The organism is Pseudoalteromonas sp. 2CM37A (assembly GCF_023161885.1).
In the GTDB taxonomy this organism is placed as follows: Bacteria; Pseudomonadota; Gammaproteobacteria; order Enterobacterales; family Alteromonadaceae; genus Pseudoalteromonas; species Pseudoalteromonas atlantica.
Map to the genome: position 1 here is coordinate 63244 of NZ_JALNTJ010000002.1, position 12746 is coordinate 75989.

The 12746-nt window shown below is 40.8% G+C and carries 12 protein-coding genes; 4 read left to right on the plus strand and 8 right to left on the minus strand.

Annotation, left to right across the window (positions count from 1 at the left end):
- Positions 1-142: 142 nt before the first annotated feature.
- A complete protein-coding gene (locus tag MTF68_RS04020) occupies positions 143-1273 on the plus strand; it encodes a DUF2971 domain-containing protein (RefSeq protein ID WP_248461733.1) in 1131 nt (376 codons plus the stop codon).
- Between the two features lie 147 nt (positions 1274-1420).
- Here the strand turns inward: MTF68_RS04020 and MTF68_RS04025 are convergent, their stop codons facing one another.
- A complete protein-coding gene (locus tag MTF68_RS04025) occupies positions 1421-2299 on the minus strand; it encodes a LysR substrate-binding domain-containing protein (RefSeq protein ID WP_248461734.1) in 879 nt (292 codons plus the stop codon).
- A 137-nt stretch (positions 2300-2436) separates the two neighbouring features.
- Here MTF68_RS04025 and MTF68_RS04030 point away from each other — a divergent pair, with 137 nt between their 5' ends.
- Positions 2437-3513 carry a YeiH family protein gene (locus MTF68_RS04030; protein ID WP_248461735.1) on the plus strand — a complete coding sequence of 359 codons (1077 nt, stop codon included), beginning with the start codon at positions 2437-2439 and terminating at the stop codon, positions 3511-3513.
- 26 nt (positions 3514-3539) lie between these two features.
- Here the strand turns inward: MTF68_RS04030 and MTF68_RS04035 are convergent, their stop codons facing one another.
- The 4 genes from MTF68_RS04035 to MTF68_RS04050 all read right to left on the minus strand — a co-directional run bounded on the left by MTF68_RS04035 (position 3540) and on the right by MTF68_RS04050 (position 7942).
- Positions 3540-4847, minus strand: a complete 1308-nt coding sequence (locus MTF68_RS04035; RefSeq protein ID WP_248461736.1) for a DASH family cryptochrome — start codon at positions 4845-4847, stop codon at positions 3540-3542.
- Between the two features lie 115 nt (positions 4848-4962).
- Positions 4963-5301, minus strand: coding sequence for a hypothetical protein (locus tag MTF68_RS04040; RefSeq protein ID WP_054981643.1), 339 nt, complete (start codon positions 5299-5301; stop codon positions 4963-4965).
- A 155-nt stretch (positions 5302-5456) separates the two neighbouring features.
- On the minus strand, positions 5457-6164 hold the full coding sequence (locus tag MTF68_RS04045; RefSeq protein WP_248461737.1) for a winged helix-turn-helix domain-containing protein: 708 nt from the start codon (positions 6162-6164) through the stop codon (positions 5457-5459).
- A gap of 50 nt (positions 6165-6214) precedes the next feature.
- On the minus strand, positions 6215-7942 hold the full coding sequence (locus MTF68_RS04050; RefSeq protein ID WP_248461738.1) for a DUF885 domain-containing protein: 1728 nt from the start codon (positions 7940-7942) through the stop codon (positions 6215-6217).
- 218 nt (positions 7943-8160) lie between these two features.
- On the opposite strand from MTF68_RS04050, the gene MTF68_RS04055 reads away from it, so the two are divergent.
- Both MTF68_RS04055 and MTF68_RS04060 read left to right on the plus strand, forming a co-directional pair.
- The gene (locus MTF68_RS04055) at positions 8161-8748 is read left to right on the plus strand and encodes a DUF4202 domain-containing protein (protein ID WP_248461739.1); all 588 of its coding nucleotides are present in this window, start codon (positions 8161-8163) and stop codon (positions 8746-8748) included.
- 31 nt (positions 8749-8779) lie between these two features.
- Positions 8780-9280: a zf-TFIIB domain-containing protein gene (locus MTF68_RS04060; protein ID WP_248461740.1), complete on the plus strand. Its 501-nt coding sequence runs from the start codon at positions 8780-8782 to the stop codon at positions 9278-9280.
- 109 nt (positions 9281-9389) lie between these two features.
- On the opposite strand, the gene der is transcribed toward MTF68_RS04060, so the two are convergent.
- From der to MTF68_RS04075, 3 genes are all read right to left on the minus strand, one after another.
- Positions 9390-10856 carry a ribosome biogenesis GTPase Der gene (gene der / locus MTF68_RS04065; RefSeq protein ID WP_004586988.1) on the minus strand — a complete coding sequence of 489 codons (1467 nt, stop codon included), beginning with the start codon at positions 10854-10856 and terminating at the stop codon, positions 9390-9392.
- Positions 10857-10930: 74 nt separating this feature from the next.
- Positions 10931-12109: an outer membrane protein assembly factor BamB gene (gene bamB / locus MTF68_RS04070; RefSeq protein ID WP_004586989.1), complete on the minus strand. Its 1179-nt coding sequence runs from the start codon at positions 12107-12109 to the stop codon at positions 10931-10933.
- Between the two features lie 10 nt (positions 12110-12119).
- On the minus strand, positions 12120-12740 hold the full coding sequence (locus MTF68_RS04075) for a tetratricopeptide repeat protein (RefSeq protein ID WP_004586990.1): 621 nt from the start codon (positions 12738-12740) through the stop codon (positions 12120-12122).
- Positions 12741-12746 lie beyond the last annotated feature (6 nt).

Below are 12746 nucleotides of genomic sequence, written 5' to 3' on the forward strand. Positions count from 1 at the left end.
AGATTTATGGGTAGCTGGTGAACTGCTATGAGTGAGCTCTTAAAATTACAATGCGTGAAGTCGGGTTTGATCCATTTGGCTATCTTTGTTTTTTGCATTATGGGCGCACTATAAATTGTTTCTTCTAGAATGAGTGGTAAAGGTGAACTTAAAAAAAATCAAACAGCTTAGGAAAACTCACTCTCTCGAGAAATTTGAGTTGATTGACTGTGAACGAAATATTACGGGGCTAAATACCCATTACAACGTCTCAGTGCGGTTAGGTGATTCTGTAACAAATTTCAATATACTTGCGGATGCTACTGATACCGTTTTATATGTTGAGCGGTGGGCTGATGAAGTGAGCTTGGTGCGAACAGAGCGATTTGAAGAGATTTCCAAAAATGTTTTTCAGCCATTTACGAATGGCGAAACCCTAGATGATGATACTGTGATTTGGAAGTATATGGATTTAAGCAAGTTTATTTCTTTACTTTCAAGTCAATCCCTTTGGTTTGCAAGATTAGATAAAAATTGGGAAGTTGACCCGTTTGAGGGGAAAGTTCCAACTGCACATTGGGAATCACTTGTAGAAAGAATTCTAAATACCAAATTTGCTCCTCAGTTTTTTGGTAACAGTAAAGTACAGTTTGGTGGAATGCCAGAAGTAGGAATGGCACAAGTTCCGCAATCCGAACAAAAATCGAGGGAGATCGATTTACAAAGAAATATGTATGAGGCTGCCATCTACAATTCTTATGTGACTTGCTGGAATATCAGCACTCATGAGTCTTATCATATGTGGAAGTTATACTGTAATCATCACAACGGAATTGCAATTAAGTCTACTATAGGTCGACTTAAATCATCATTAGGAAAAAACAAAAACTATACTGTACTAGGTGGACTGATTGAATATTTAGACTTTAAAAACCAAATGCCAGCTAGAGGCGACAATCTCTTAACACACATTTATTGCAAAAGCATGCCATATTCTTTCGAGAATGAATTTCGTTTATGTTTAAGAGACTTTGGTTTTGTTAATGATGTCATAGGGGCAGACGCCCCGTACTCAGTAGATCCAGAAGAGATTAGAGCTAACTTAGATTCCTACAGATCAGGATATACTGTCAAGCTGGATTTAAATACTCTCATTGAATCAGTCGTAACATCTCCACACTCTGACCCTTGGTTTTTTGACTTAGTCACTTCAATCGTAGGAGATGGTCGAGAATTCCCGAATTCACTTAGTGATTTAAATGCGATTAGTGTAACTTCCTCTAACATGAATTAATACATTAGATAAACGCAGTAACAAGCGCATGTTTTCGAATTGGCTTTCCGGTGCGCTCTAAAGCAAACTCGAATGTGGGTATAACCAGTGTCTTTAAACCAAACATTCGCAACTTACAGCTCAATTCTAATTTTACTCACATAATCACTATTCACTAAACAAGCTTTTTTCGAACGCTTGTGCAGCATGCGAAGACGGTCTGTCTTTATAATGCAGTTGGTATAGTGGGCGAGAGAGTTGCTCGTTATTTTTTTGGCTCAGGCGCGTTAATTTACCTAGCTGCACTAAATCCTCTGTGACTACGTTTGGCAATAAAGCGACCCCCATACCTTGAGCAACAGCTCTTGCTATTGCTTCGTTGCTGCCTAATTGCATACTTTGCTCTGCTTGTACGTCATGTTGTGCTAATAACTTTACCGACATTTCTAACGTGCCAGAGCCTGGCTCGCGTAATAACCAAAACTGCTCGTTTAACCACGCTTTTAAGTCTTTAGTGGGCTTAAAGTTGCTCGGTATAACCACACTCATTAAATCATTTTGCCAGTGCTTACTAATAATGTGCGGCTCGGTAGGTGTGCCTTCAACCAGTGCTAAATCGATAGTGCATTCTAGCAATGCGTGCTCAATTTGCGCGGTATTAGCCACTTGTACTTCTACTTTTATATGCGGGTACTGCGCACCAAATTTGGCTAAATAAGGCGGTAGCCAATAACTGGCAATGGTGGTGCTGGTGCCTATAACTAATGTACCGCGCTTAAGCCCTGTGCGCGATTTAATATCTTCAATGGCGGCTTTTTCGATAGCAAAAATACTGCGGGCGTGATCATATAGGGCTTGACCGCCTTCGCTTAAGGTGAGCTTTTTACCCTTAGATGCACGTTCAATAAGTTGCATATTTAACTGATGCTCTAGCTCTTTTAGCGCTTTAGAAACAGCGGGCTGGCTTATAAAAAGCGCTTCGGCTGCGCCTGAAAAACTACCCAATTTAGCCACTGTATAAAACACCCTAAGTGCATGTAAGTTCATTGAACAACCTTAAATTGCATAACTCTAAATTGTATAACTTTAAGTTATCAAATCATGATTTTAATATATTGGAGTTATATTTTGAGCTTTCTTACAATTAAGTCAACACATCAATATGGTTTAAGTGAGGGAATATTATGCTTAGCGCTATTAAAAGTAGTTTTCAGCCTTTGGGTATTAATACTAAGCAGTACGGCGATACGCGCTGGTGGTTAGGTATACTGCTGGTGGTTGTGTTAGCGGGGGCATCTGTTGCATTAAGTAAGTTACCTATAATGCAAAGTGCGCAATTTAGCTCCTTAACAATTGGTATTGTGCTTGGCATTATTGTGGGTAACAGTGTGTTTTCGCGTATAGCTACGCGTACAGATGTAGGCGTTGATTACGCTAAAAGTATATTACTCAAAGCGGGCGTTATTTTATTTGGGTTTAGAATTACTTTTGCGCAAGTAGCGGGTGTGGGCTGGCATGGCCTATTAACCGATGTGGTAATGCTGCTTGGTACGTTTATATTAGCAGTACAGCTAGGTAAGCGAGCTTTTAAGCTTGATGAACAAACAACCATACTAATAGGTGCGGGTAGCTCTATTTGTGGCGCCGCAGCGGTAATGGCAACTGAGCCAGTTATAAAAGCACAAGCGCATAAAGTATCTGTAGCGGTGGCAACGGTTGTGGTGTTTGGCACGTTAAGTATGTTTGCCTACCCCATTATGTTTGAATATATGGGTGTGAGTGAGCATGCGTACGGTATTTTTGTTGGTTCAACCATTCATGAAGTTGCACAAGTGGTAGCAGCAGGGACTGCGGTAAGTGCCAATGCGGCCGACACCGCCGTGATTGAAAAAATGCTCCGTGTAATGATGCTTGCGCCATTTTTAGTAGGCTTATCGTTTTGGCAAAGTAAAAAGCATGCAAACATAAACGCACATGGCGGCGAGCAAAAATCAGGAATTACAATCCCTTGGTTTGCAGTGTTATTTATAGTGGCAAGTGGCGTGCATTCGTTATCGGTTATTCCACAAGGTACTACAAGCGCTATTATATGGTTTGATAATATACTACTTACCATTGCCATGGTCGCACTTGGGCTGCGTACCCACGTTGGCGCTATTCGCCAAGCGGGTATAAAGCCACTGTTATTAGCAGGTTGTTTATTTTTGTTTTTAACCTTAGCTGGCTTTGCCATTAATATAGGTATTGCGCAGCTGTTTTAAATATAACCTGGTGGAGGGAGATTGGCTTAAATAGGCCAGTCTACTTCGTTTAAGTGATCGAGCTGCTGCGTTTTATTACTGTGCCCGTGCCATTTATTGGTGTAATTACCATTTGGATCAAACTGCGCCGTTTGCTTTTGTATATTAAAGTGGCGGCCGCCACGTGGGTCAACCCCCACACCGGCTATGTACTGCCAGTTGCCCCAGTTTGCTGCTACATCGTAATCAATCAATTGTTGCTCAAAATAGGCTGCGCCGTATCGCCAATCAAGGCCAAGCTCGTTTACTAAACAGCTTGCTGCAATTTGCCTTGCTCGGTTTGAAATGTAACCCGTAGTGTTTAGTTCTTCCATAATGGCATTTACAAGCGGGTAAGGCGTTGTGCCGTTACACCAAGCAGCAAAGCGTGTAGGTGTAAAAGTAGTAAGCGGTTTAGTTTTTTTTTGCCCTTTAAAGCTAAACAGGCTGTTACCTGCTTTAAGTGCGTGCCATTTAAAATACTCTCGCCATAGCAATTCAAATTTAATCCAGTAAGTAGACTCGTTTGCTGTATTGCATTGCTCGTAATTTTCTACGGCTTTGTAAACTTGTTTTGCACTTATACAGCCAAAGGCAAGCCAAGTACTAAATTTGGTGGTGTTGTTAAAGCCATCAAGCTCGTTGCGAGTCGTTTTATAAGTACTTGGCATTGCGCCTGCAAAGTATTGCTTTAAATGAGCTTGCGCACTGTTAAGCCCGCCATGCATTACGCCTTTATTTGTTATACGTTCTATAGGTTTTTTTGCGCATAAAGTTATTGGCTTAGGCAGCAAGCCGTTTGGCAAAGTTGTTGGTGTAATAGGGCTATTAGCTGCCTCTACCTTTTTACGAAACGGGGTAAAGTGCTTAGGTAATTCGCTTAAATCAAAGGGGAGATCACTTTGCTTAAATAGCGTGTCTTGCTGCGACCCTGTAAATTGTGTATTGGGGCAATGTGCTTTGAGTAAGTTTATTTGGCGTTGCTCGTACACGCCAAATTGTTCGCTGTATACCACTTCATCAATATTTTGCTCATTAATACGCGCTTTTAAAAGCGATACGGGTTCGCCCTCAAGCACATTCAGGGTTTGCCCGCGCTCAATAAGTGCTTGTTGTAGTTCGTACAAGCTTTGCATTAAAAATTGCTGTTTGTGTATGCCGTAAGGTTTTTGTTGGTAATTATTATTTTTAAACCAGTGCGGGTTTATAACAAATACAACATCAAGCGCGCACTGCCTAGTAGCAAGGTCACTAAAAACTGGGTTATCGGTTAGGCGTAAATCGTTTTGTAGCCAATATAAAATGCGTTTGCTCATACTTATGCTCTGGTTTTTGTAATCATTAAGTTTACGAAGCAAAAGCGGGTAGGGATTGATTTTCACTTGTATTTAATTAAGAAAGGATGAGCAAGTGTGACTTGCTCATATAAGTTTACTTAAGAGATTGAGTGGCTTGGCGTATATTTTCAGATATATAGGCAATTAAATAAACAAAAACAGTGAGTGGTAAACCAAATATAAATAAGGCAATTTTGTACTTATTAGCAACAGTTGATTTAGGTAATGTAATTGCAAAGCAAACGCTCATGGCTAACCAAAATAAAGCTAAAAGTGGTGATATGTTTGATTGAGGGTTAGATAAATCACAAGTGCCAAATGAAATACTGGCAATAGATGCGTTACCTATTTCTATACACTCGTTGCTGTTAATAAGGCTTAATGTAATTACTGTTATGATTAATACTAGTAATAGAGGTAATAAGTGTTTCATATTTTCTTCCTTAATTATTTAATTTTATGGGTCGCTCTATAGCGCCTAAACAAATTAAAACGATTGGCAAAAAATAACGATAACAAAGCCATTAACTAGTTATTATAAAGTTATAACCATGGTATTACCTTGGTTATAACTTTTATAAGTCATTACTATTCAATAGGTTGTGTTTTTACTTCAGCTATAAGCTGATAACCTCGTTTCATTACAGATTTTATATATGTGGGGTTTTTTGTGTCGTTATCGTTAAGGGTCACACGTAGTTTGCTAATAACTCGCCTAACTGCGGTGTCGGTTACAATTTGATTCTCCCATACATTATTGTGTAACTCTTCAAGGCTAACTATTCTTGGCTGTTGTTCTATTAAGTAGCTAAGCACCTGCATGCATTTAGGCTCTAATGTGTAGAGGTTATCTTCTTTTATTAAAGACTGCTGCAGGCTGTCAAAAGTGTACTCGCCAATTGTTAGCTGATTAACACTCGGCTTTTCAATAACAGGTTCTGCGCAAACATGGTTAGCTTGGGTTTTATTTGCTGCTGGGTTTGAATACTTTTTATAAACGCGAGATACCATCATTCCAGTTAAATTCATTAAAAGCACTAGCGGGCTGAGTGGAAATGCACAAAGGAAAAGTAAATACTTAAACCCCACGTGTACATTTGGTTTATTAAGCATTTGCCCAAATAACACATTTAAAAGCATCCATATAATAAAATAAGGCGTAAGGGAAATTGAATCTGTTTGCTCCCCACAAACGCCATATTTTACGCCCTCTATGTAGTTTGATGCTTCTAAACAAAACGCATTAGCTTGGTTGCTAAATAAAATGAATGATATAAAAATAAGTAGGTGTTTCATTAAAAAGCCCGTTTAGAAAGAGGCGGAAAATAATACCGCCTTCATTAATGTTAAATAGCCAATTTTTGTTTTGCTATCCAATCGTTTATAACGTCTTCAAGCACTGCCATAGGCAATGAGCCTTGGCCAATAACAGTGTCGTGAAAGCTGCGTATATCAAATTGTGTGCCAAGCTCTTTTTCGGCTTTTGCGCGAAGCTCTCGTATTTTTATTTCGCCCATTTTGTACGAGAGCGCTTGGCCTGGCCATGAAATATAACGATCTATCTGATCTTCCACTGCGCTTTGTGGTAAAGCGGTGTGACTGGCTAAGTAATCAATTGCTTTTTGGCGGCTCCAACCAAAGGCATGAATACCGGTATCAACCACTAAGCGCACTGCACGCCACATTTCGTAACCTAAACGACCAAAGTCGCTGTACGGGCTTTGATAAAAACCAGCTTCTTTACCTAAGCGTTCTGTGTATAGTGCCCAACCTTCGCCAAATGCAGAGTGGCTAAGTGTGCGTCTAAATTCGGGTACATTTAGCTCCATAGCAATGGCGTTTTGTAAATGGTGCCCGGGTATGGCTTCGTGCAGACTAAGTGCTTCTAAATTATATAAAGGCTGCAGTTTAGGTGTTGAGGCTAAAAAGTAAGTACCTGGTGAGCGGTTATCTGGTGGTGGCATATAAAACGCACCACGACTTGCTGAGCCCTTAATAGTAAAGGTGTTACGCGGTAAGTGGCCAAAGTAAGTGGGCAATTTGCCATACATTTTTTGCGTAATGAACGCGGTTTTTTCTAGCAAGTCTTGCGCGTCTTTTGCGTAAAATTGCTCATCGGTTGCTAAAAATTCTAAAAACTCACTATAGGTGCCATCAAAGCCTACTTCATCAATAATATTTTGCATTTGCGCCTTAATACGCGCGACTTCTTTAAGGCCTAGTTGGTGTATTTGTTTAGGTGTGGCGTTTGTTGTGGTGTAGTAATTAACCGTGTACTTGTAGTAGTCAAGCCCGCCTTTCACGCTTGCTATGCCCGGCTGCGCTCTACAGTGTGGCATATAGTCATTTTCAAAAAAGTCGTAAAAATGCTGATACGCAGGAATTACTTTATCTTTAATTACGGCTTGTGCTTTTTGTTTTAAGTTTGATTTTTGCACTGCACTAAAGGTATTAGGTATACGCGTAAAGGGCTCGTAAAGGGTGCTGTTTTCGGGGTTTTTAACTATGTGCGCGCTAATGCTTTGGCTGTAATTTTCAAAGGTTTTACAGTAATGGGTAAATCCTGTTTTTATTCCTTCTTTCATTAAATCAATATTTTGCTGATTAAAGCGCGGGTAGTCGGCAAGGCTGATTAAAAATGCGTTGTAATCATCAGCTGTTAAAAAAGCCATATTAGCGGGTGCTTCTGCAAAGTAGGTATGCCAGCCACTTAAAAAGTTTACCGGAAAATACTTATCTTGATAAAGGTAGCTTTGCTGCTCGGTTTCTCGCTCATATTTAAATAAGCGGTAGTTCATTAGCTGATCCTTGTTGAGCGTTTTTGGATCAATGTTGGCTAAGCTTTTTAGTACGCTGCTGTTATACGCTTGGCGCTTTGCAATGGCTTGCTCGCTCCAATTTGGTAATGTGCCGTTTGGTTTCCAACCGTCTGGATCGGTTCGAAAAAATATTTTTTCAGCTTTGGCATTTTGCCAGTGGTTATCAATAATGGTTTTTAAATCGCTGTTACTGTCGGCAAGGCTTGGTAGCGAGGTGGCTGCTAAGCAAATAGCTAAAATACGTTTTTTAAACATAGTGATCCGTTATTGGCGAGTTAGTCGCGCTTTTTTATTTTAATTTGTGCTCAATATAGTACCAAGTTAACTTAATCAATGCGCTTACTTTTATAACTTGTACCTCTAGGCTTTACTTTTTGATTGAACAAATTTCACTGCGTAACTGAGTGGCGCACTAGTTTATTGTTTTATCAGCGTTTAGAATGATTAAAACTTATTATAAAAAAATGACCGTCATGTTTAATAAAGTAATCGCCTTAATTGATGAAGCAAACAACCAAGACCCAAACAGTGAGCAATTTAATGGGGAGAGTGTTCCTAAAGAGTATTTATACTCACAGCGTATGAGCGATATGCTTAGCCGATTTAACCCCGATGCCGATGAACTCATGCAAATTGCAGTGCGTGGGCAGCATATACAACGTTGGAAGTCGCCGCGTAGCGACTTTGCAATGAACAAGCAAGGCTATCATCAGTGGCGTAGTGCGCTTTATATATTTCATGCAAGTAGTGTTGTTGCGCTTATGCAGCAAGCTGGGTACAGCGATGCTGAGCAAAACAGAGTGTACGATGCAGTTGCTAAAAAAAATATTAAACGTAACCCAGACAGCCAATTAGTAGAAGACGTAGCAAGCCTGGTATTTATTGAGCATTACATGCTCGGGTTTGCTAATAGTAAGCCTGATTACGATGAGCAAAAATGGATAGGTATTATTCGCCGTACATGGCAAAAAATGTCAGACGACGCGCATGAGTTTGTACTTGCAGGTAATATTACATTGCCAGCGCCGCTTGTTGGGCTTATTCATAAAGCGCTTGAGTAAAAGAACATAAATAAATAAAAAGGAATTTTAAATGTATTGTCCTCGTAGTAATACGCCACTTGAACCTTTACTTGTTGGCGGCATTACTGTTTTTACGTCAGCGCAAGGCGGCGTATTTTTTGATAACAGCCAAATTTTTAAGTTTAGCTCGCCTGAGTTAAAGCATGGTCAGGTTCTAATTAAGTATTTGAGTAATTACATTGAAGGTGAGGGCGATGTATCATCGCGAGTAAATTGCCCAAAGTGCCCAAGCATAGTAATGATGCGCCGGTTTTTTTCGCCGCTCAAAGTGGTTGAAATAGACGAGTGCCCAGGTTGCGCTGGCATATGGCTTGATAGCGGCGAGCTTGCAAAAATACACGAAAACCATTTAACACCCAAAGAGCGAAAACTGTTAGTTCACGAAATGGCCACCAATCATGGGTTTATATCTATTAAGCCGCCAAAATCTAAGTACTCCCCCAAAGCGCCTAAAAATAGCCAAGACACCACCGTTGAGCGGTTGGTGCAATTGGCATTACTTAATCTTTAATACCAAGCCTCAAAATAGATCACTTAATTAAACTAATTGGTATAAAGCATAAAAAAACGGCGTACTAAAAAGTACGCCGTTTTTTGTAATAAATTAACGCTTATGCCGTTTATTTATTACGGTTTTCTTTTGCAAAGGCACGTATTTTACGTTTTTGCGAAAGCGTTACTTTGTTAGTACGCCCTGCAAATGGGTTATCACCTTCTCTAAATTCAATTTTGATTGGGGTGCCCATAATTTTAAGTGCTTTACGGTAGTAGTTCATCAGGTAGCGTTTGTAGCTATCGGGTAAATCGTGAACTTGGTTACCGTGAATTACAATACGTGGCGGGTTATAACCACCGGCATGCGCATATTTAAGCTTAACACGACGACCACGAACAAGTGGCGGCTGATGATCGGCCTGTGCCATGTCCATAATACGGCGTAGCATTGCGGTGCTAATACGTTTAGTTGCTGACTCGTACGCTTCGTCAACCGATTCAAATAAATGGCCAACACCTGTACCGTGAAGTGCAGATATAAAGTGCAAGCGTGCAAAATCAATAAAACCTAAACGGCGATCAAGCTCTGTTTTAATGCGATCTTTAACGTAATCATCAAGCCCATCCCATTTGTTCACGGCAATAACCAATGAACGACCTGAGTTAAGCGCAAAACCTAATAAGCTTAAGTCTTGATCAGAAATACCATCGCGAGCATCAACAACCAGTAATACTACGTTGGCATCTTCAATGGCTTGAAGCGTTTTAATTACTGAGAACTTTTCAACTACGTCGCTTACTTTTTTACGCTTACGAACACCTGCGGTATCTATTAAAATATATTCTTTGTCGTTACGGGTCATCGGAATATAAATAGAGTCGCGGGTGGTGCCTGGCATATCGTATACAATTACACGTTCTTCACCGAGTATACGGTTTGTAAGTGTAGACTTACCTACGTTAGGGCGGCCAATAATAGCCAGTTTTACTGGTTTATCGGCAAACGCTTGATGGTCTGTATCGTCGCCTTCAGCTTCTTGATAAAGGTCGATTAACTCTTCATCGTCATCAGCAACGTCTTCATCTAGTGCTGCAAGCTCTGCAATTACAGGTTGTAAAGTGTGCTCTAAAAGCTGTGTAATACCACGCCCATGTGCTGCTGCAATATGGTGAATATTACCTAATGATAATTGATAAAATTCTGCACAGTTTGAGTCGGCGTCAATGCCATCTGTTTTGTTGGCAACCACAAAGCTTTTTTTCTCTTGCTTGCGCAAGTGATTAGCAATTGCTTGGTCAGCAACGGTCATGCCTACGCGGGCATCAACCAAAAACAACACAATATCGGCTTCTTCAATGGCAAGTAACGACTGGTCGGCCATTTCGGTTTCGATGCCTTCTTCAGAGCCATCAATACCACCCGTGTCTACCACGATAAATTCATAGCCATCGTAATTAGCTTGGCCATATTTTCTATCTCGTGTTAAACCTGGAAAATCGGCTACGAGTGCATCACGAGTACGTGTTAAACGGTTAAATAATGTGGATTTGCCCACATTGGGTCGCCCAACTAGGGCGATCACGGGAAGCATAAACTACCTCTTTAAAAAACAACAAAAGGCTTCGCAGTGCGAAGCCTTACAAAAAACCTTTAAGTGTTAGCTAGTTAGTTAGGGGTGTTTACCACACTAACTTCACCATCACGGGTGTATAAAATTAGCTTGTCGTCGGCTACAACCGGCTCAACAAAAAAGCCTGAGCTGTCAAATTCTTCACGAGATACTAACTCGCCAGTGTCTTTGTTTAGCCAATGTAGGTTACCTTCTTGGTCACCTAAAGCTAAGTGGCTACCTGCAACTGCAGGGCCTGTTAGGTACCATCCACGTAGAGCGGGTTGGCTCCAACGTTCAATACCTGAATTTTTATCTAATGCGTAAATTACGCCTTCGCTATCTACTAGGTAAATAGTTTGTGCATCCATCGCTATTTCGCGGTAGCTGCTATATTCACGTTTCCAGACAACATTGCCTGAGCGAATATCTACTGCTGCTAGGTTACCGTTGTATGCAATAGCATAAGCGTAAGGGCCGCTAATAATTGGTTGTGTGTCTACATCAACCAAACGCTCAAATTCTGATGCGCCTTTAGCAACGGCAATTTCTGCACTCCATGCTGAATAACCGCTCTCAGAAATGAGTACACTTAATTTACCTGTTTCTAAGCCTACTAACACACCACCGTTTGCAACTGTTGGCGAGCTTTGGCCACGCAATGTAAGCGGGGGTACTTCTTGTTCGAAGTTCCAGCGTTCTTCGCCTGTATCTGGGTGCAGTGCTAATAGTTTCCCCGAGCCTAAATTAACAAAAATTAGGCCATCGCCCGCAGCTGGTTTTGATAACGCTTCGCCTGGCACATTTTTACGCCATACTTCTTCACCCGTTTCGCGGTCAAGGGCAATAATAAACCCGTGCTCAGAGCCTACGTAAATTTTACCATAAGCTTGTAATATACCGCCTGATAATTTTGCTGTGCCGTTATCTGACCATGGCCAAAACGATAAGTCTTCACGTACGTCGGTTTCCCATAACGTGTCGCCATTGGTAAGCGAAAGCGCTTCAATTTGGCCTTCGCGGCTAGCTACATAAATAGTGTCTTTGTATACAGCAGGCGATAAGCGAGAAAAATAATGTTCTACACCACTGCCAACCGACTCTTGCCACACTACGTCTGTTTCAAATTGATTAACAATTTCAGGAAGTACTAACTCGTCTTCGTCATCACTTGATGAACAACCCATTAGCGTTGCCATGCACAGTGCGAGAGTTGCTGTTGTTATTTTTTTCATACCTAAAACCTTATGCCGCTGGGCTAGTTACTGCTAGGTCGTCTAATTTAATTTGTAATAAAGGGTTTGTAGTTAAACCGCCTGCATCGGCAGCTGCTTGATACGCAGTGCGAGCTTGGTCTTTATTACCTTGTGCAATGTAAATATCGCCTTTTAGCTCAGCTACATTGGCGTTATATGCCTCTGGTAGTGGCGAGTTTAATGTACTTAGGGCTTCGTCAAATTTACTTTGCGCAAGTTGAATACGTGCTAAACGCGTAATGGCAATGGCTTTAAGCTCTTCGCTTTGGGCGTTTGTAACGATCCAGCTAAGTTTTTCGCTAGCAAGGTCTAATTTTTTTGCATCAACAGCGTCTTTTGCCGCAACAAAAGCGGCTAAAGTTGCATAGCTTGTGTCTTGGTTGTTTTTAATGAATGTATCGGCTGCGCCAAGTACATCGTCACTTTGTACAAGTGTTGTATATTCGTCAGACGCTTGCTCAGCAGTTGTAATTTGGTTTTGGTTGTATGCTTTCCAACCGTATAAGCCGCCTAAACCTACAATTACACCTAGCGCAAGTGAAATACCGTTTTCGCGAAAAAAGCGCTTAATGGCTTCTGCTTGTTGTTCTTCTGTTGAATAAATGTCCATTATTAC